14 protein-coding genes are annotated in these 20,602 nt (G+C 36.8%); 9 read left to right on the top strand and 5 right to left on the bottom strand.

The genetic code is table 11. The features are described from left to right. Positions 1-51: 51 nt before the first annotated feature. The gene (locus FHR29_RS20260) at positions 52-1,236 is read left to right on the top strand and encodes a metallophosphoesterase (RefSeq protein ID WP_183916914.1); all 1,185 of its coding nucleotides are present in this window, start codon (positions 52-54) and stop codon (positions 1,234-1,236) included. A gap of 21 nt (positions 1,237-1,257) precedes the next feature. Here the strand turns inward: FHR29_RS20260 and FHR29_RS20255 are convergent, their stop codons facing one another. After that, positions 1,258-1,851: an HD family hydrolase gene (locus tag FHR29_RS20255; RefSeq protein WP_183916912.1), complete on the bottom strand. Its 594-nt coding sequence runs from the start codon at positions 1,849-1,851 to the stop codon at positions 1,258-1,260. Positions 1,852-2,213: 362 nt separating this feature from the next. Here FHR29_RS20255 and FHR29_RS20250 point away from each other — a divergent pair, with 362 nt between their 5' ends. After that, positions 2,214-4,460 carry a DUF5703 domain-containing protein gene (locus FHR29_RS20250; RefSeq protein ID WP_183916910.1) on the top strand — a complete coding sequence of 749 codons (2,247 nt, stop codon included), beginning with the start codon at positions 2,214-2,216 and terminating at the stop codon, positions 4,458-4,460. 173 nt (positions 4,461-4,633) lie between these two features. Here FHR29_RS20250 and FHR29_RS20245 read toward each other — a convergent pair whose 3' ends face one another. Next, positions 4,634-5,833, bottom strand: coding sequence for a hypothetical protein (locus tag FHR29_RS20245; protein ID WP_183916908.1), 1,200 nt, complete (start codon positions 5,831-5,833; stop codon positions 4,634-4,636). A gap of 23 nt (positions 5,834-5,856) precedes the next feature. Further along, positions 5,857-8,265, bottom strand: a complete 2,409-nt coding sequence (locus FHR29_RS20240) for a TonB-dependent receptor domain-containing protein (RefSeq protein ID WP_183916905.1) — start codon at positions 8,263-8,265, stop codon at positions 5,857-5,859. A 285-nt stretch (positions 8,266-8,550) separates the two neighbouring features. Here FHR29_RS20240 and FHR29_RS20235 point away from each other — a divergent pair, with 285 nt between their 5' ends. Then, positions 8,551-8,982: a hypothetical protein gene (locus FHR29_RS20235; RefSeq protein ID WP_183916904.1), complete on the top strand. Its 432-nt coding sequence runs from the start codon at positions 8,551-8,553 to the stop codon at positions 8,980-8,982. A 174-nt stretch (positions 8,983-9,156) separates the two neighbouring features. On the opposite strand, the gene FHR29_RS20230 is transcribed toward FHR29_RS20235, so the two are convergent. Both FHR29_RS20230 and FHR29_RS20225 read right to left on the bottom strand, forming a co-directional pair. After that, positions 9,157-9,825: an HAD family hydrolase gene (locus tag FHR29_RS20230; RefSeq protein WP_183916902.1), complete on the bottom strand. Its 669-nt coding sequence runs from the start codon at positions 9,823-9,825 to the stop codon at positions 9,157-9,159. 649 nt (positions 9,826-10,474) lie between these two features. Further along, the gene (locus tag FHR29_RS20225; protein ID WP_232789190.1) at positions 10,475-10,759 is read right to left on the bottom strand and encodes a Bor family protein; all 285 of its coding nucleotides are present in this window, start codon (positions 10,757-10,759) and stop codon (positions 10,475-10,477) included. A gap of 527 nt (positions 10,760-11,286) precedes the next feature. Between FHR29_RS20225 and FHR29_RS20220 the strand changes: the two genes are divergently transcribed. The 6 genes from FHR29_RS20220 (at position 11,287) to FHR29_RS20195 (ending at position 20,572) form a co-directional block, all read left to right on the top strand. Next, positions 11,287-11,859 (top strand): hypothetical protein, encoded by a 573-nt coding sequence (locus FHR29_RS20220; protein WP_183916898.1) that lies wholly within the window; start codon positions 11,287-11,289, stop codon positions 11,857-11,859. Positions 11,860-11,976: 117 nt separating this feature from the next. Further along, on the top strand, positions 11,977-13,239 hold the full coding sequence (locus tag FHR29_RS20215) for a TlpA disulfide reductase family protein (RefSeq protein WP_183916896.1): 1,263 nt from the start codon (positions 11,977-11,979) through the stop codon (positions 13,237-13,239). Positions 13,240-13,379: 140 nt separating this feature from the next. Beyond that, positions 13,380-14,135 carry an MgtC/SapB family protein gene (locus tag FHR29_RS20210; RefSeq protein ID WP_132842725.1) on the top strand — a complete coding sequence of 252 codons (756 nt, stop codon included), beginning with the start codon at positions 13,380-13,382 and terminating at the stop codon, positions 14,133-14,135. Positions 14,136-14,554: 419 nt separating this feature from the next. Then, positions 14,555-15,370, top strand: coding sequence for a GLPGLI family protein (locus FHR29_RS20205; RefSeq protein ID WP_183916894.1), 816 nt, complete (start codon positions 14,555-14,557; stop codon positions 15,368-15,370). A 21-nt stretch (positions 15,371-15,391) separates the two neighbouring features. Further along, entirely contained in the window at positions 15,392-18,040 is a 2,649-nt protein-coding gene (locus tag FHR29_RS20200; RefSeq protein WP_183916892.1) for a hypothetical protein, read from the top strand. A gap of 216 nt (positions 18,041-18,256) precedes the next feature. After that, on the top strand, positions 18,257-20,572 hold the full coding sequence (locus tag FHR29_RS20195) for a hypothetical protein (RefSeq protein WP_183916890.1): 2,316 nt from the start codon (positions 18,257-18,259) through the stop codon (positions 20,570-20,572). Positions 20,573-20,602: the final 30 nt, after the last annotated feature.

Genomic DNA, 20,602 nt, shown 5'->3' with positions numbered 1-20,602 from the left:
ATTTTATGTTTTGGCACGGCATTCGCCTTACTCTATATAGTATTATTCGATATGGCACAGAGACTTATTTTAATTTTATTACTATTCCTGATAGGAGATATTTATTTTTATCAGGTAATAATTACACTTTTTTCAAATCCGCTGATCCATGTCATTTATTGGCTTATTGATATTGTTGTACTGGGTGCTATTATAGTCACTATATTTCTGCGGAAACGTATTAGCGATATTCAGCGTTATGCATCGAGTTTGATCACAGCGATGCTGCTTATCTTTATTCCAAAATTATTTTCTGTTCCGATTCTATTATTGGAAGACATTGGTCGACTATTCCGTAGTTTTCCGCCCAGGAATTTTTACGTCAGTGAACTTGTCGCAGCACTTGCTGGCATAGTCTTTTTGGCGATTATTTTCGGGCTGACTAGAGGTCGTCATTTTTATAGGGTTAGAAAAGAGATCTTACATTTTTCAGATTTACCCGAAGCTTTCGATGGTTTTACCATTACACAATTGTCCGACATCCATTCTGGTAGTTTAAGTAACATCAAAGGTGTACAGAAAGGTATTGATCTTGCGAATGCCCAAAACAGTGATCTGCTCTTATTTACAGGAGATCTGGTCAACAACATGGCTTCCGAGATGGATCCATGGATTGATCTTTTTACCACCTTAAAAGCTCCTTATGGGAAGTATTCTGTTTTAGGGAATCATGACTATGGTGATTATACCAAATGGTCCAGTACATCACTTAAAGAGGCAAATTTGATGCGTGTTAAAGAAATACACAGTGAGATGGGTTTCAAATTATTACTTAATGAAGCTGTCTTACTGCATAAGCATGGACAACGTATTGCATTAGTCGGGGTGGAGAATTGGGGCAAAGGCGGTTTCCATCAGTTTGGCAATCTCAATCAAGCAACAGCTGCTATACCTGCCGATTCCTTTAAGATCCTAATGTCGCATGATCCATCACACTGGGATGCAGTTACTGTAGATCACGCTAAACATGTTCATCTCACCTTGGCCGGTCATACGCATGGTATGCAATTTGGAATTGAGCTTTTTGGTTTTAAATGGAGTCCTATCCAGTACTTTTATAAACAATGGGCAGGGCTGTACCAACGAGATGGAAAATTTTTATATGTCAATAGAGGCTTCGGTTATCATGGTCTGAAAGGCAGGGTGGGCGTATGGCCCGAAATCACAGTTCTTACCTTAAAACGTTCGACCAACTAGAATAAATGAGTTATTTGCAGTTTAATCTTTTCTTAAAATACCCTTTTCCACGCTTTCGTTGATGAGTTCTTCAGCATACTTCCATATCGTAGTAGATCCCTCATTAATGATTTTCTTTTTTTCGATAACCTTACTGTAATCAACATCAAACTCTTTCCAGGTTCCCCCATTATTTGAAGTGTTTTGCAAGAGAGGCTCCAGTCGGTCCATTGTTCTCGCAAACTTAGCTTCAGCGGTTAAACCTTCCTCAAATTCTTCCCATACTGCAATAAATTCTTTCGACTGTTCTTGAGGCAACAGGCCAAAAATTCGATTAGCAGCTAGTCTTTCTTGATCTGTATTAACATGATTTTTTTGCGTATCGTAGATGAAGGTATCTCCAGCGTCAATTTCAACAATATCATGGATCAGAACCATTTTTACCACCTTCAATACATCAATTGGTTCGTTTGCATGTTCAGCCAAAATCAATGCCATCATCGCCAGATGCCAACTGTGTTCCGCATCATTTTCATTACGGTTACTATTGAACAATTTAGTTTTCCGTTGTATGTATTTGACCTTATCGATTTCTTTTATAAAATCAATTTGTTTCAATAAGATTTCAAAATCCATCTTGACAGTGTTAAGAGATTGTCTTACAAAGATAGTTTAAATTATAAAAGTAATCCTACCTGGTTCTTTGATAAATTATTAAGCATCATTTAATAAGTCATTTAGCCCTTTTCTAAAGAAGTTAATAATGCATGTATTTCATGTTAATATTGAATGCATACTTTATGACTTTACTCTATAGCTTTATAGGAAGAAAAACAATTTAATAATAACCAATTGCAGCTATTAGCATCTATTTATTTTAAAAGTTGATTAGGCAAGCTATTAATAGATCAATTCGTATTGACACATTGATTTGATCGATCTCCTATAATTTATGAAAGTTGTGCTATCTGCAGTTTGCATTTAAAATATTTAAAAAAATGAGTAGACTCCGACTAACCATCTTGTTTATAGTGCAATTGCTGATATTCGAAGCATTTCCGCAGGAAGAGAAGAATAACTATAAAATCGTTTTTAATACGCCATCTATCAACGAAACAGGTAATGTTCCAATTGGTAATGGCAGTCTAGGCAGTAACGTCTGGGTAGAAGAGAATGGCGATCTTTTACTATATCTGTCACGTAATGACTCACATTCTGAATTACAGCGGCTGCTGAAGTTAGGAAGGGTCAGGATTTCCTTTTCAGATAATCCTTTTTTTAAAGGGAAGCCCTTTCGTCAGGAATTGAATCTGAAAGAAGGAACATTAAAAATTTTAGCGGGGAAAAAAGGAGAGGAGTTAAATTTAAAGATCTTTATTGATGCAAACTCTCCTGTGATGTATATTTCTGGATACAGTGAAAAACCAGTTCAGGTAAAGGTGACTTTGGAAAACTGGAGAAAAAATAAACATGAACTCAATACGGAAGAACTTGCTTCTACCTGGCTCTATAGAACCGGAGTTCCGGACGGGGCAGAAGCCTGGGAATCTGCAGATGTTTTTCTTAAAAAAACGGATGTTATTGCTTGGTATCATCGAAATGCCTATAGTAGTGTGCCTGTGCACATTAAGAAACAAGGAATGGAAGACTTTGCGAATCAGATTATTGATCCCTTGAAGGATAATACTTTTGGTGGTTATATCCAAGCTTCAGGTTTAGTAAGTCTTTCTGATAGCGTTTTATACACCAAGAGACCATTAAAAAACATTGATATTCGGATCGCCGGTTATACCCGGCAAACGCCTGATCCGGCGACTTGGGAAAAGGAAATTGCTCGATGGATTGCTCAGTCTCCTAGTCCTAAAAAAGCCTATCAACAAACCGCTAAGTGGTGGACAGATTTTTGGAATAGAGGATGGATTGATATCAATAATGGTTCTGATAGTCTATCAACGTACACCCAGACTTATATTCTGTCTAAATATCAGATGGCCTGTCAGATGCGGAATGAATTTCCTGCTCGGTTCCAGGGAGGAATTTTTAATGTAGATCCAAAGTATGCCTATTATGGACCTGATGTACGTCAAAAGAATTACTCGGCAGATTATCGATTTTACGGCGTGAATTACTGGTGGCAGAATGTGCGCTTTTTATACCTACCACAGTTTGCACAGGGTAATTTTGACATGATGAAACCGTTTTTTGATTTTTACATCAAGCAAGCGAAGACTTTTGAAGCCAGATCAAACAAATATTATGGTGCATCGGGTATCTATATGCAGGAATGTATCAGTACATTCGGCTTACCGGGAATGGGCGATTTTGGATTGGAATCCGATGTATATTCTGAAGAATATACAAAAGATATATGGCAACAATGTTTAGAGATGTCAGTGATGATGCTCTATTACTATCATTATACCGGTGACGAAGCGTTTTTAAAAACAAAAGCGTTGCCTTGGGCACGAAAAGCACTTCAGTTTTACAATACACGTTTTAAGAAAGATGAGCAGGGCAAGTTACATATTTTTCCAAGCCACGGATTAGAAACATATTGGAAGGATGTTGTCAATGATATGCCTTCTATTGCCGGACTACATTATGTATTAGAAGAACTTTTAAAACTACCTCAAAGTACATTAACTCCTGAAGATAAACAGAATTGGACTAGCATGCTGTCCACTATTCCCGATCTGCCTAAGAAAAAGGATAGTCTTGGGAACGTTGTGGTGGACAATGCCGCTTTTTATAATCCTCAAAGAACAAATTATGAAGCACCGGATTTATATTGTTTATTTCCATTTCGGATTTATGGGATCCACAAACCCAATATTAAAGAAGTTGAGCGAGCCTATTTCAATATGCCCAATCCAGGTCGGGTATGCTGGTATCAAACAGGAATTTTTGCTGCCCGTTTGGGACTCGCAGCAGAAGCAGCTAAAGATATTAAAGCCCGCAGCAGTGCGTATCTAAAAGGTTTTCGATTTAAAGGATACATGGATAGCCCGCACGATTGGAAGCCAGATTATGATGGTGTTGGCAATATGATGAATACCTTACAGGAAATGTTGGTTCAATGTGACGGAGATAAGATTTATATGTTGCCGGCTTGGCCAAAAGACTGGGATGTAAATTTTAAAGTATATGCTTTCAAAAACACGGTTATTGAAGGTACTTATAAAAATGGGAAAATGGAACTCTTGAAAGTGATGCCCGAAAGTAGAAGAAAAGATATCATCTTTTAATGAGATGCCTCTTATAGAAATATTGAAAAAATCGAATAATAGTGCATGAATAGAGATAGTTTGAAATTACTAATTATTTATACACTTATGAAAAGCCACATCGCGTTGACTGTGAATAAAAAGAGTCTAACTCGCGGTGATACAACGTTGCGATGTGGCTTTTATGTTTTGAATTATTTCAACTTATTGATATGATAAACCTGTGTAACGCCAGGATCTATTTCAGCACCTTTTTTTACATTGTTATTTTTAATATTGTACTCATAAATGAACCACTTTGATGCAGGCGTTTTTACGGCTGTGTAAAGATTGCCATTTTCGATCAGGTTAATTGTAGTTGTTGGATCTCCGCCAGTCATTTCAGCTAAATTTGCGATGATCTTTTTGTTGGCAACATCTATCACATAAGGTCTGATATAAGCCTTGCCGTCCCCTAACCAAGCTAAATCCCCTCCCTTTACAGCATAGTCTTTAAGATCGTAAAGATAGCTCTTGTCAAAGCTGGTCTGGCCATTGTTTACACGCAAAATCGCATAAGTACCATCTGTCTTGCCTCTGGTTAAAAGATATAGATTATTATTGTCGTCAAGGAATGAATAGTTTTCTCTTTGCCAGTGACCTGCAACATAGCTCGCTCTATCGTCGCTCATGATATGGCCATTTGCCATGCTGGGGTAATCGCAGATATAAGCGTAAGCTTTTGTGTTGACAGGCTTATAATCGACGTTGTAATAAAAGAACCCGAAATATGCTTTGCCACCACTAATGCGCATACTGGTTACGTTTAATATGGTTGGATCAATACTGCCATCTGGTTTGTAAACCGTATAATCTAAGGTTGGAATCTGGGCTTTTAATGTCTTATTGAGCGTCATATCCTTAGTATTCATAAAGTAAATGTCTTTTTCAAATACTTTTTTCTCCAGATTTGCATCACTGGCGCCTGTAGATGTAAAGACGATTTCATCAGTGGTACTGAATTGGCTTGCTACTTTTCCAAGATAAAAATCGCTCGGAAAAGCGTAGTTATCAACCTCTTTAAACTCTCCGGCATCTGTCAATTGATGCTTGCTAAAACGTGTACCATCATTGGATAGGTAATAAGAACCGTTAAAAACATAAGCATAACCTGCGTATCGGGCTTGAGGCAAGTTACCAGTGATATCAACCCCTTTATTATTTGCAGGTGATAATAAAGTGTCTTTCATGATTTCATCGGTTGTCAGGAGATATGATCCATTTGCTGTCGCAACCCATACTGAATACTTGGATGGTATTTTTTCTATAACTTCAGGAATACTAGGGCTGTCTTTACATGAGGATATCAGCACTGCAGCTAGTGTACAATAGCCAAATAGTCTATTTTTTTTCATGATTATTAAGGATGTTTAGTTAATTATAATATTGAAACTCTAAATTTTACAAAAAATGCTCTTCCGGGCTTTTGGAGACGAAAATTGTCATACGCACGTTCATCAAATATATTGCGGGCCTCACCGGAAATATTATAACGGTTGCGGTTCCACGAATAGCTGACCAACAAAGAGTGGACGAGCTGCGTTGGAATATAGTTTTTGGATGCCAGTGAACCAAGATGGCTATCGCTTAAATAAAACCATTTGGTATACTGCGTCGTCCAGTTGATCTGTGTGCGGCTGCCTTTACTGAACCAGTCGTTTTGCGCAAAACCCAGATCAAGGTTACCATAGACCCAAGGACGATTAGGAATTTGGTAGCCATAGGTCAAGTTAACTTGCTGGTTTGTCTCATCGGTATATTTCTGATTGTCGATGGCTCTGTCATAACTTCCATTTAATGCGGCTGTGATGATATCTTTATAGCCGTAGCGAAATTCAAAACTTCCACCGTAGATCTTTACCCCCGGAATATTATAGTACTGAAATTTGTCCTGTCCATTATCTGCTACAACACGTACATTTTGATAGTCTTTTGCCAGGCGATAAAAAGCGGAAAGATCAACATTGATAAAATGGTTTTCGTTAAAGAATGTATTGTAGTAAAAACCAGTGTTGAGATTATCGCTATTCTCAGGCTTTAAATCCCAATTGGCAAGAATATTGAAATTATCGCCATATATTTCAGTCATCTCGGGCAACTTGTAGGCACGTTCGGCAGAGAACTTCACGCCACCATCTTTGAATATTCGATATCGGGCAGCTGCACTATAGCCTGTATACCCCAAATATCTTGTTTGCGTAACAATGTCACCACTCACGTATTGATTGTTAGCATCATATTTCCGTTCATCAATCTTTTGGTAGGTATCGATGCCATAGTATTTAAAAGCAAGGTTGGCAACCAATCGTTTGTCAAACCATTGACTTTGCCATGCTAATCCGGCAATATGTTTAACCATATTCTTTGGTAATCCGGAACTATTGTGATTTAAAATTTTATCATAGGTTTGACGGTCATTGGTGCTGACATTATAATTGAGGTTTAAACTTTGGTTGCGGCTCTCATCAAAATCGTAGTTCAAGTTTATTCTTCCAAGTACGCTATTGGTATTATCTTTTATGTATTTCTCGGGGTTAGCTTGACTACCTGTTCCATTGGTGATCGGAATGCCAGTCCACTCATAGTTATATTTAGCCGTATCTCGGTTGCGGGTAATGTCAAAGCCATAATTGGCATAGATATCGGCATATAGGCGATTTACAAGAAAGTTTTGCTTTTTGTAGCTAATGGTCGGCATAATATAAGCCGATTCGGTCCAATTACCACCATAAGGCTTATTAATCGTTGCACCAAGCTGATTTTGTTTATTGTTGCCCGAATAAGTCAGACCAACAAAAAACTGATCAGCCCAGCTTTTATCTCGTAGGCCCACTTCTACTTGACCCATGCTCGAATAATAGCGGTCTTTGAAACGTCTCGCTTCAGCAATAGGTACGAATTTATTGTTGACTACTTTTTCCAAAATTACACCGTATTTTTCTTCTGTATACATCTTGTAGTCATTGTCCGAATAGTTGTAGAAGGCATTGGTACGTACCGATAATTTATTTTTGGGGTTGGTATACATGCCCACTAGTGAAGCCTGATGGGTATTGAAAGAACCATAGCTATAGCTTAAATCAAGAAAGTGTCTATTCCGTTGTTTAGTAATAATGTTGACTGCGCCGCCTAATGCATCCGAACCTAAAAATGCTGGAACAACACCTTTATATATTTCAATGCGATCAACTAAGTTGACTGGAATATTATTTAACGACATGGCGGGACCAAAATCATCCATAGGTACGCCGTCGATATAAATTTTAGCTGCCAGGCCATTGATCCGAAAAACAAAATTTGAACCTAAACCCCCATCTTCCCGAAAGGTAACACCCGGTGCTGTACGAAGAATCTGGCTCACATTGGCGGTTTGATTGGCATATCGATTCATGTCAATAACATTAACGTTAAATCCTGACCGTTGTATTTCGTTGACCCGTCGTTGATTTTCCGTTTGTCCCTTCACATTGACAGCTTCAAGCATGCGTTCGTCATTTTTTAGCTGAAAGTTTTTGTATGTTTCATTATTTTTCAACAGGATACTTTGTGTAATATACCCCACAGAAGTCACTTCAATTTTAAGGTTCTGTTGGGAAGCTATCTTCAATTTATAAAAACCGTCTACATCTGTGGAGGTTCGGGTATCGGTTCCGATGACAGATACCGTAGCACTTTCTATTCCTTTTCCAAAGGTATCTTTAACATATCCCGAAAGAGATGTTTGAGCCTGTGCTAGCGAGCTTAAGTATAATAACGATATAATAAAAATGTAGGTTGACTTTAACATGTTATCAGTATTATGAATTTGTTTTTAAAGTGATATGGGATTGTGGCATTTTATTAACTATTTCCATTTCAATTAGTTGTGTAGGTGATTGAGTTTTTATTGCGGGACAAATATATGTTTATTTAGATTAAATACAAATAGTAGTTTAACATTTTATAACATTTTTTCTTTAAGAGATTCCAACCATGGTTTTTCCAACTATCAAAAAACGAAAGGAAAAACAATAGGTGCGAATTAATTTAGAATGCCATTGTGATAAAATCAAAGGCCAAGTAAAACAGTAATATGGAGATCTTAAGAATGAGTGTTTGCTATATACAGCAGGCAAAGAAATTGAATTATCCAGGTCAGGTATGCTGGTATCAAACAGGAATTTTTGCTGCTCGTTTGGGTCTTGCCGCAGAAGCTGCCAAAGATATTAAAGCCCGTAGCGGTGCATATCTAAAAGGTTTTCGATTTAAAGGATACATGGATAGCCCGCACGATTGGAAGCCAGACTATGACGGTGTTGGCAATATGATGAATACCTTACAGGAAATGTTGGTTCAATGTGACGGAGATAAGATTTATATGTTGCCGGCTTGGCCAAAAGACTGGGATGTGAATTTTAAAGTACATGCTTTTAAAAACACGGTTATTGAAGGTACTTATAAAAATGGGAAAATGGAATTCTTGAAAGTGATGCCCGAAAGTAGGAGAAAAGATCTCATCTTTTAATGAGATGCCCCTTATAGAAATATTGAAAAAATTGAATTATAGTGTATGAATAGAGATAGTTTTAAAGGACTAATAATTTATACACTTATGAAAAAGCCACATCGCGTTGATGATCAATAGAAAGAATCTAACTCTTCGTGATACAGCGTAGCGATGTGGCTTTTATGGTTTTAATTATTGTAGCGATATTGACGATGATGTCAAAATATCCAACAGTTGCTTCGGTTTATCAATAATGAATGTTGCTCCATGTCGCTTTAATTCTTCGACTTCGCGAAAGCCCCATGAGACCCCGATTGCTTGCACACCAGCATTGTTGGCAGTATCCATATCGACCGACGAATCACCGACATAAAAGCAATCATCAGGTTTTACGTTCAGTATATTGAGCGTATCGAATACAATATCAGGATTAGGTTTAGCCGGGTGTCCATTACGATGACCTAATATCAGATCAAATGAAATCTCCGAAAAATATTTTGCCACCAATGGCAGGACAGCCTCATGGTATTTATTCGATGCAATCGAAATTAAATAACCTGACGACTGCAGATCTTGTAATAATTGAATAATACCGGCATATGGTTTAGTATGGCTCTCGGCTTTTTCTTCGTAATATTTCTTAAATGCTGACAGTAGGTGGGTTATAATATCGTCTGTCCTGGCATCTTGAGACAGTGCTCTTTCGATAAGCATTCGGACACCATTTCCCACAATTTTTTTGTAAGATTCAAGAGGATGAGTTGGATAGCCATATTGCTCAAGGATCGCATTGCAACTATCACCCAAATCTTGTAGTGTATCTAATAATGTTCCGTCTAAATCAAATATTATAAGCTTCATGGGTTAAATCTAATAAAAATGATCTAAAAACAATTTTGTGTATGTAAGATTTGATCGTTGCTTTCATACATGTGCTATTTAGCAACTAGTGAAATATTATCAATTAGATTTTGCTGCCTATTAGAAAAAAATCACCAATTAGAATACCATCCTTTTTTAGATCATCTCTTTGAGATAAAGAATTTATAATAAGTCTGGAAGATGAGAATAGTCATTTTCATAATAAATATATGCAGTTGAGCCTAAGGTGATTCCAAGTTTAAAGAAATCAGATAACGATTGGAGCGAATACAGTTTGTAAGCTATCATTTACAATAAATAGTTGATGCAAAGGTTTCAAGACACTGTAAGCGTTTTTTATTGATGTATCAGAAAAGAGTATATTAATGCGAAGAGGTTATTTTGGAGCGTATTCTTATAGCGGTATAAATCAGAATAATCAGCAAAAGGAATTTACCTACTAAATATCCATAGTTATAAGCATCTAACGGTTTTTGGTACGAAAATATTGCTGTCAATATATTGAATATTATGCAAATGCAGAATGCGATCGTTAAGTAATAATATACTTTTTTCATATCTCTTATTTGGACCAATTGTTAAAAGACTACTCTTTAAGAAGTAGTCTTTTAGTAAATTTCAGAAATTACTATTTAGTAACAGTTGTAACGGTTGGTGTATAGATACCAAAAGTAATTGCCGATAAAAGACCATTAACAAAAGATTGTCTCGTATGAACCGTGTAATTTTCGGCACCTCCTGCCATTTCTTTAGAGTCCGATACTCCTACAGGTGCTAAACCAGCTATCACATAGTGATTCCATTTTGTGGTTGATTGATTTCCTTGAGCCCCATTTCCTACCACACTCGTGTAAGAATAACAAGAAGTTAGCATAGCAAAAACTGTTACAACAGCTGCTAATTTGAAAAACATTTTCATTTTTTTAGATCAGTTAAATATATGGTACAGTTACAAATCTTAATCTAATATTTGGCAATAGGTTAATATCATAGATTAGGTAAGTAAATATCGCTGCAAGATAATGAATTGGATTAATATTTACTCAATGGTATTATCTTTAATTTTAGAATTATTATTTAGGATTTTACATGGTGTTGATTAATGTATTGAATGTCAGTGATTTTTTTGTAAAAAAAATCGTCATTACCACCTCTGGTGATTTTTGGTTTAATCTGAAAAAGCGTGCTAATGCGATATCATTTATTCCTTAGCATATATTTCTCTTATCATATTATATAATTTAAAAATTGGAAGAGACAGGAGCTTGTCGAGTCAACTAATATTATATAGATAGTGAATATTGCATTGCTTATTAACTCCAAATCAACGTATATCAAGAAATATAGATAATGAATTTAAAACGAAACTTTTAGATTCAGAAAAACAAGGAATAACAAATAGAAATTAATTATCTTTAAGTAAATTATAAACCATGTAGAATGTTGAAATCAATTATAACCTTAGGAATCGCCATCCTATGCCAATCCATGTCCTATGCACAGACGATAAGCAATCCCGAAATAGAATTTACGAATACCGGGTTATACAAGATTGAAAAGATACAAAAGCTTCCCAGAGCTACTGTGGTGGATTTAAGAATTACTTTCTTACCAAATTGGTGGACCAAATTTGATAAAGATATCTACTTAGAAGATTACGATACCAATAAGAAGTACTTTGTAGACTCTTTACGTGGAGCAGTCCTAGGTAAAGAACTTTTTACTCCAGCATCAGGAGACACTTTGATTCAGCTGTTTTTTCCACCTCTACCACAAGCTGCTAATAAAGTCAATTACGGTGAGGCCAAATCAGCATTGTTTTGTGGTATTTCTCTATCTAAAAGCAATGATCAAGAAAAAAATACCGCTATCCCAGAGTCAGTACAAAAATGGATGGATAGTCAAATCTCAAAGTCAAAAAATCAGCAGACTAGCGAACTGAACAATGCTTCATTTTTTCAAAAAGATAGCGCCAGCATTGTGGGTTATATCAAAGGATATGACATTCGTTAGGTGTTCAGTAGCGGGATTATTTATCATCAAAATTCTTTAACAGGAGAAAACCTACCCACTACCATACAGATTTATCCTGATGGCCGATTCGAGGTTAAAATCGCAGTATTTCACCCGATGATGAACAATCTTTACATTAAGGACCAGCCGTTCCCATTCTATATCGAACCTGGACAAACCTTGGGAATGGTCTTGGACTGGAAAGATTTTCTTCAGATGGACCGTTATCGCGATCGTAGTTATACCATGAAGTATACAACTTATTTAGGTCCATCTAAACAAATCAATGAACAAATCTGGAACTTTAAGATCAATAAACCCAATTACAGTATACTCAGAGAGGTTCAAAAAAATCAAACTCCAACTATTTTTCTTCAAAATCAGTTCCAAGCTTGGGATAAAGAAATAAAACGAATCGATGAAATATTAAAGAATAGCCCGAAGTTGCCACTTGCAAGTCAGCTTATTCGAAACAACGCCAATCTTCAATATGCAAACTATATTTTTGATTATACAACGGGTCGAGATTATTACAGTAAACAAAATACGAACAATCAGATTTTAAAAATTCAAATAGAGCCATCTTATTATAGTTTTATAAATCGATTAGACTTGGATGACTATATTCTGTTCACTTCGCAAGAGTTTTCTACATTTATTAATCGATTTGAATTTTCACCGCTATTTGACAGGTTTAAGTATCAAAGTGATAAAAATAGGGAAAAGTTGATATTAGAAAATTTTAAAAAAATATACCATACCCAACAAACACCCTTTATTTATCAGATTGCTCAACTCAGGGAAGTCAAAGGTTATATTGATGACATCTCAATAAATAGTGTTCTTGACAAATATGTCCAAAACTTTTTATCCAGTGTAGAAGCACCAGTATTTCAAAATGAAGTTACACGATTGCTGCAGTTAAAAGAGTTAAAAAAAGCAGGTTATGATCTTCCTGATACTTATGGTGCTAAAATATTTAAAAAATTGATTGAGAAGCATCAAGGTAAAATATTGGTCATAGATTTTTGGGCGCAATGGTGTGGCCCATGTCGTGTAGGAATCGAAGGCAGTGTAGCGAAAAGAAAAAAATTAGTGGATAACCCGGATCTTGACTTCCTTTTCGTAACAGACGAAAGTGGAACTCCAGATGTCAAATTTTTTGAGGATTACAATCAGACAAATTTCCTTAAAAATTCCTATCGTGTTACAGCCGATGAATACCTTGCATTGCGAGAATTATTCAAATTTAACGGTATACCGCGCTATATACTTGTTGATGAATCAGGCAAGATCAGAGATGATAATTTCGCTTCACACAATCTAGATTATGAATTGAGAAGAGTTTTTCCAGAAAAATTTAAAGATGTTGAATTATAAGGTTTACTCCAGCAATGCTATGATCTAGTATAATAAAAATAGAGGGTAGCAACATAATAATTGGATTCAGCTCTTTTAAAATAAGATTTCATATCTATTTAAAGAAGTAAAGACTAACTTTAAAAAGATATTTTATAAGCATGAACATTCAATTTTTACTCATACAAACTGGTTATTTAGATCCTGTCGATTTTATTACGCGAATTGCCATCGCATTTGCCTTAGGTCTTTCAATAGGAGCAGAACGTCAGTGGCGGGACAAGAGCGCCGGCCTACGTACAAATGCGCTGGTATCCATTGGTGCTGCCGCATACATGCTTTTATCAGTATACCTATATGGTGCAGATGGTGGCGATCCAGGACGTATTGCAGCACAGATTGTGACCGGCATAGGATTTCTTGGCGCAGGTGTTATCATGAAAGATGGATTGACGATACGTGGACTCAATACCGCCGCAACGATTTGGTGTTCGGCTGCGGTCGGTACGTTATGTGGTATGGCCTTATATATCGAGGCTACTATTGTGACCGGTGCGATCCTGTTTACTCATATTGCGATGGGTCCGTTTAGTGATTGGTTAGGAGCATTAAAATCGTATAAAAGCAGAAAAGTACAGGAAGCCTTTTATTTAATCAAAGTCGCCTGTAAAGTTGAAGATGAAACCGATATCCGGAGTCATATTGTTGGTCAGATCGAAAATAGACATACATATTTGCTACGATCTGTCTTACGCAATGTGTCTGTAGAGAATGCAAACACGGTCATATTAAATGTAAAACTTTCAACAGTTGGTAAAAGTGACGATAAAATTGAAGAACTGATTTTTGAATTGACCAAAGTAAAGCACGTTCAGGAAGCCAGTTGGTTTTATTTAGGTAACTCTATGGAGAATTAAATCAGTGGTTTACTTTTTCATCGCCATATGTTCTTTTTATAAAATGCAAGAGAGATGGATAGTCAGACAGGATTATCCATCTCTTTTAGTATTTTCGAATAACCAAAAACCATCTTTTTTTATCCGGAATTAGGTAAGTTCCAAAGATTGAAACTCCACTTTCTTTATCACTTCGCCATTATCATAATAGTTTTAGCTTTATTTAGGCTAAAATCAATTCCTTCTTTGTAATATCACTGAACGTTATTTATTTGCGCTTAAAATTACGCAATCGATTGATTTAATTTATTAGTTTAATATTTGAGACTATTTATTTATCTTGAAGTATAAACTTAAATTTTAATAACCACCAGTGGATCTTTCTGAATCAAATAAGAATAGTCAAGAATTAGCTTGACCATTCTATAATATCATGCATTATGAAAATAATATTTTGCCCACTATTTTTTTTATTGTTTCAATTCACTGTTCAAGCTCAGGTCAAACCTGTGAAATTTGATACGAAGATCCTTTATAAGTTTACCTATCAGAACGATAGTACCTCCAGTGCCTCGCGAAGAAGTGTTTTTACACAACTGATGATTGGTGATCAAGAAAGTCATTTTCAGACCCTATCAAAATTTAGAAGCGATTCAGCATTGGCACTGCAAGAAGGTAGTAATATGTTTGTCTACACTTATGGTCGTATAGAGCCCAATAACTTTTTGATTGTTAAACGAGGAGATGTTATTGCTACCTATGAACCTGTCAACGGGATCAAATTAGATTGGAATAATGAACTGTCCTATTACGAAGAAAAGAAGGGGGATATGCAATGGGAAATGCATCCGGACACTGCTCATATACATGATTTTGTTTGTCAAAAAGCGACAGCAGATTGGGGAGGGAGAAAATGGACAGCGTGGTTTACCATGGATATTCCTATTTCAGATGGACCTTACAAGTTTTGTGGACTTCCTGGTTTAGTGTTGTCCATATCAGATCAGGATAAGTTTTTTACATTCGATATAGCTTACATAAGTAAAGTAAATAGCGTCTCCGTCACTTTTGATCAACTACGTCCAGATCTTGCTCTTCAAAAAACTACAAAAGAATCTTTTTATAAAGCGCGTAAAAACTTAAGAAACACGATGGCCGAATATGCGCTATTAACCGGTGCTAGATTATCTGACGCAAGTAAAGTCAATATCCGTGCAGAAATGAAAACAGATAATAACCACATCGAGCGGTATTAATTTGATGAGCAAAAAGATCATATGAGAGATAAGCTCTTTTTTACAGTCATTTTTATATTGGTTAGTGTCCATTCATTTGCCCAAACTGTTATTACGGGAAAATTACTCGACGAAAATCAAAAACCGATCGCTAATGTTTCGGTATCCTATAAAAAGATCGGTTCTGCAGCATTGTTGGGGTTTTCAAAAAGTGATGCAGGTGGAGCCTTCAAATTGACGATCAAAGTCACCGATGTAGATTCAGTACAGATGGATTTTAATCATCTTAGTTATTCCAAGCGAAGCGTAAATGTTGTCAATGCTAGCGCTAACTATGCTTATATTTTAAAAAGCGAGGTGAGGAAGATACAAGAAGTAAAGGTATCTGATGTACCCGTTTACAATCGAAAAGATACAATCAATTATAATGTGGCCTCCTTTACGGGAAAACAAGATCGGGTAATAGGTGATATTATCAAGAAGCTTCCAGGAGTAGAGATGCGTGGAGGTCAGATTTTTTATCAAGGTGAACCGATTCAGCAGTATCGCGTCAATGGCTTGGATATGATGGGTGGGCGTTACGGCCTTATCAATCAAAATCTCCCAGCAGATGCGGTTTTGAAAGTACAGATTCTTGAAAATCATCAACCGATTAAAATGCTGGATAAGTTGGTTTTTTCCAATCGCGCCACACTTAATCTACAGCTTAAGAAATTCACCACGACAGGTACAGGTAAAATTGGTTTGGGGGCCACTCCCGTACTTTGGGATGCGAATATAACGCCGATGACATTTGCCAAGACCTTTCAAATGCTCAATTCATTTCAGAGCAACAATATTGGTGATGACGTGTCACAGCAGTTACAACCATTCTATTCAGGTACTGGTTATTTTACAGCTCGATCTAGCTTTTCTGATAGTCCGACTTATCTTTCTATTCGCGATGTGGCCACTCCGGGTTTCGATCAGAAAAAATGGTTGGACAACCAGATTTTTTTAATGAGTAGTAATATGATTCAAAAGTTGAAGAGTGGTCTCGAAGTCAAAGGCAATTTTTCTTATTTCCATGATAATCGAAAGCGTCAGGGGGCGACCATGACCCAGTATTTTACTAACGATGAAGTGATTCAAAATCAAGAAGTCGTGGACAATAGTTACGGCGTTGATGAGTTGAATATTGGGGTATTGGTCGAGAAAAATGAATCCAATGTTTTTCTCCGCAACAGTACCAATTATCGTAAACAATGGAACAACAGTGTCGGAAATATCCTTTTTAATGAAGACACCCCTATACATCAGGACAAAAAATTTTCAGACGAAGCCTTTCTTAATTCTTTTTCACTTGGCCGTTTCATAGGTAAACAGCTGGTCAATATCACATCTACTATAGAGTGGCACAGTACACCCCAACGTCTTTCGGTCAATCCAGGTCAATTTGAATCGTTGATCAATGACGGGAAGCCATATGATCGGATGGGGCAGATCGTCCGTTTTAAAAGCTTTAATTTTGAAAACGGCTTGAGTCTATCACGAAAGATCAAAAGATGGACATTCTCGCCCAGTGTTCATCTGAACTATAACAGCAGTAAGTTGAACAGTCATATCGAGATACAAAATCAGGATGACGTTCACAAATTGGACACTGGTTATTTCAATGATATGAATAGCGCGCAGATGCAGTTGCGTATGGCGCTCCAAATTGGAAAAGAAGTGCGTAAGTTTAGATACAGTTTCAATCTGCCCTTCAGTCAATATTACTATAATGTCAAACAGCAAGGGGTACAGCGCTTGAAAAATGAATTCCGGAGCAGTTGGAATCCATCTGCTTCGATGACCTATCTGATTAACAGTAAAAACAGCCTCGGTACAAACCTGGGCGGAGGAAGAAACTTTGGTGGGCTTGGTAACTTCTATAATGGTTACATCATCAGTCAGTATCGCAGTATCCAAAAGTATGATGCACGCTTACTCAAAGATGAAAATCTCAGTACTGGAATAAATTACGAGTATAAAAACACGTTGAAGGCCAATTTTGCCAATCTGGGTTATAATGTCAGGATGAGCTGGCGCGACTATATGTTTAGTACCGCATTGGATAGTTTGGGACGCAGCACCACCAGTATTAATAACCGAGATGCACAGAGTCTATCTCAGGGGATAAGAGGAGGACTTTCCAAATTATTTATAAGCATCAAAACTGTTACTAAAATGAGCGGAAACCTAAGTTGGAGTGTATCAGATTATCTGCTCAATGAGCAGTTGGTCAAGCAACATGTAAATAGCCAATCGTTAACTTTTGAGTTGATCAATTCATCCTCATCTATGATTTCTGGAGATTATCGGGTTTCTCTGGGGCGCACGCATAATAGATTGCCCGATGGGCTGAGTAATAAGCTGTTGTATAACAATCATTTTTTCAATCTGGTATTTGTTCCCCATCATCGACATTTAATAACGTTGTCCAATTCATTGTATGGGAATAATGTAAAGGCACAAAAGAGCCAATATTTTATGGATGCAAATTATCGGTTCAGGCTAACACGATGGCGTACAGATTTAGAGTTGACGGCATCCAATATTTTGAATAATAGGAATTATTTGCAACAGTTTTCTTCAGATTATGAGCTTATACAGAGTTATTTCGAAATCAGGCCAAGACAGTTTTTGATAGCAATGAGATTTAAAATTTAGTATTTTCTCTCTATGTCCGATGGTTTTAAATAAGTGGACATAAATTATTCATTTTACTTAGTTCTTCGGAAAAAATTGAAAAGCAAAAAAGTTGAAAAAAGAGCGTTGATTCAGATAACAACTGGATAGAGTTAAATTTTTAAAGAGCGCGTAAAATAAACTGTATCAAGGGGCCATTCAGATTACAACAGTTCAGCGTCGATTTATAACCAAATTATGAGAAACTATTTGTTGATTTTATTACTGTTGCCATTTATGTTAAAGTCTCAGACTCTTTCTCAGATTTATGTACATACAGATCGTGGTGCCTATTTCCCCGGCGATACGGTTTGGTTCAAAGCTTATGTCATGAATGAAGGACTATTGGATACAGAAAGCCAGAATCTTTACTTGAATATTGGGAATGCCGATGGTGTTATTCAGCAACGATCTGTTCTATTGCTCAAAAATGGTATGGCAGCGGGTCATCTTGTTATTACCAAAGAAGGCAGCGCAACTAACCTTTTCCTCAATGCCTATACCAAGGCAATGGCTTCCTATCCTGAACTATATTATATCAAGGCCATACCTCTAATTCAAGAGCGTACAACAGCTCCTCTAATTGCAGATATTCTTTTTCAAGACAACGAGCTTCAATTGGAGACTTATCCTATTGGCGGTAGCTACATTGCGGGAGTTGAAAATGAGTTACTGGTCAAGTCCTATTTTAAAGGAGGAAAGGGTGTTTCCACGAAAGGACGAATTACAGATTCGGAAGGGACATTTAGTATCTCCTTTCAGACAGATAGCAGTGGTTATGCGCAAATAAAACTTAACCCCGATCCACAAACGAGTTATAAAGTTTTTTGGACTCTTGCAGATGCTGCACACGAGACGATGAGCGCCTTGGATATTAATTATGCATCAAGTAAGGTGCTTGTGCAGGATATTGGTAGCGATTCCATTCGGATTACAGTCCAAAGCAATATTACAGCAAATTATGAATTAGAAGCCCGAATCAATTACCGTAAGCTTTTTAGCAGTCCCATCGACTTCTCCGTATCCGGACAGAAGAATATATACCTAAAGAAATCAGATTTAGAACAAGGTGTACTGCAAGTGTTCCTTCGAGACAATACGGGCAAACTATCGGGGCGTTCAGCCTATTTGTTAGGCTCACCATCGGAACTATCGCTTACACCTGAGCTGACCTTTACACAAAACTCTAACGAAGAAAAGGGAAAAAATGTATTTTCGGTCTCCCTTCCAGGAGAAGAGGCGGCCTATCTGTCCATTGCCATTACCGATATTCAGATGCCCGTAGATTCAAGCGATAATATCGTTGGTGATCTTTATCTCAAGCCTTTTTTAAGCAAGAAAAATAATGATTTGAAGCATTATCTAGAAAATAGCAATAAGTTGAAAGATATCTTGCAAAATGATTTAAAGCCCATTGACTTTACTGAATTGGATCAACTGTCTATTGTCAAGGATAGTCTACTTTATTTAAGCGGGAAGATCCAGATGCGTAAAAACGAATGGTCAAAATTTTACTCACGTTACCAAAAATTGATCTCCAATGACAAGAAAAGTAAGATCGGTCAGCGGGGCGCCTCTTTTGGTTATAAGAAACAAGGTGATAAGCAAATGACCTACACCGAAGTCATTCCTGATTCAAACGGTTGGTTTTCCATCCCGGGATTGACGTTTTATGACTCTTTAGAGACCCGATTTTCGCAGATCTACCGCGATCTGAAGTTTGATGAATATAAGATCTCCTATCAGTTTTCGAATATTCCTCCATTGGAAAAGTTGCATTTACTGGCAAAAGAAGAACAGGGGATCAATATTGGTGTCATCAACAGCCAACGTTATTACTACGGCCCAGATTACTACATTGACAACAAAGGTATGCGGCATATCCGTGAAGTTCCGATATTCCGCTCTAAGCAACAAAAGCGGTTGGATGCATTGGAAGAGAAATATACAAGTGGTTTTTTCAAAGGAAAAGCCGAATTTGTTTTTGCTCCACTTAATGAAGAAAAGGTTATCAAGCGGAGCATGTCTTTAAGACAGTATTTAGAAGAAAAAATTAGAAGACCTTCTTATGGAGCAATTTTTTTAAACGGATGGGAGGTGGTTGATTCAAAAAGAATTCATGATCTTCTAGAAACAGATGTAAGTCAATTTGCATACATTAAACATTTTGAAATGTTCGCTTGGGCTCAATTTCGTAGTGCTACCTGTCTCTATCAATTAGCACCCAGTGAGATCGATAAAGATTTCGGTAAACGTATAGACGAGCAAACTGTGGCAGGTTATTTAGGAGGTGTCAAATTTCAGAACAAAGTCTATAACCAGACTTTAGAACGCCTCGTATCCGATTATGATTACCGGCCCACTTTATATTGGAATCCCGATTTTGAAATACAGCAACAAAAACAAAGTGTGACATTTTATAATAACAGTCGCGCTAAGGGATATTGGATCACGATTCAAGGTGTAACCCAGTCCGGTAAGTTAGTTTTTTACCAAAAAAAATATTTTAAATAAATGATCTATACTTCAGCATTCAATATAAGC

The organism is Sphingobacterium sp. JUb56 (assembly GCF_014191365.1).
Taxonomy (GTDB): Bacteria; Bacteroidota; Bacteroidia; order Sphingobacteriales; family Sphingobacteriaceae; genus Sphingobacterium; species Sphingobacterium anhuiense.
Note: the sequence above shows the minus strand (reverse complement) of the source record. Positions and strands in the feature narration are given on the sequence as shown.

What these genes read in the sequence shown, in the direction of transcription:
- FHR29_RS20195 (WP_183916890.1), top strand. Translation starts at nt 18,257, where the DNA reads ATGAGAAACTATTTGTTGATTTTATTACTGTTGCCATTTATGTTAAAG.
- FHR29_RS20250 (WP_183916910.1), top strand. Translation starts at nt 2,214, where the DNA reads ATGAGTAGACTCCGACTAACCATCTTGTTTATAGTGCAATTGCTGATA.
- FHR29_RS20200 (WP_183916892.1), top strand. Translation starts at nt 15,392, where the DNA reads ATGAGAGATAAGCTCTTTTTTACAGTCATTTTTATATTGGTTAGTGTC.
- FHR29_RS20245 (WP_183916908.1), bottom strand. Translation starts at nt 5,833, where the DNA reads ATGAAAAAAAATAGACTATTTGGCTATTGTACACTAGCTGCAGTGCTG.
- FHR29_RS20260 (WP_183916914.1), top strand. Translation starts at nt 52, where the DNA reads ATGGCACAGAGACTTATTTTAATTTTATTACTATTCCTGATAGGAGAT.
- FHR29_RS20210 (WP_132842725.1), top strand. Translation starts at nt 13,380, where the DNA reads ATGAACATTCAATTTTTACTCATACAAACTGGTTATTTAGATCCTGTC.
- FHR29_RS20240 (WP_183916905.1), bottom strand. Translation starts at nt 8,265, where the DNA reads ATGTTAAAGTCAACCTACATTTTTATTATATCGTTATTATACTTAAGC.
- FHR29_RS20235 (WP_183916904.1), top strand. Translation starts at nt 8,551, where the DNA reads ATGGAGATCTTAAGAATGAGTGTTTGCTATATACAGCAGGCAAAGAAA.
- FHR29_RS20220 (WP_183916898.1), top strand. Translation starts at nt 11,287, where the DNA reads ATGTTGAAATCAATTATAACCTTAGGAATCGCCATCCTATGCCAATCC.
- FHR29_RS20215 (WP_183916896.1), top strand. Translation starts at nt 11,977, where the DNA reads ATGATGAACAATCTTTACATTAAGGACCAGCCGTTCCCATTCTATATC.
- FHR29_RS20205 (WP_183916894.1), top strand. Translation starts at nt 14,555, where the DNA reads ATGAAAATAATATTTTGCCCACTATTTTTTTTATTGTTTCAATTCACT.
- FHR29_RS20230 (WP_183916902.1), bottom strand. Translation starts at nt 9,825, where the DNA reads ATGAAGCTTATAATATTTGATTTAGACGGAACATTATTAGATACACTA.
- FHR29_RS20225 (WP_232789190.1), bottom strand. Translation starts at nt 10,759, where the DNA reads ATGTTTTTCAAATTAGCAGCTGTTGTAACAGTTTTTGCTATGCTAACT.
- FHR29_RS20255 (WP_183916912.1), bottom strand. Translation starts at nt 1,851, where the DNA reads ATGGATTTTGAAATCTTATTGAAACAAATTGATTTTATAAAAGAAATC.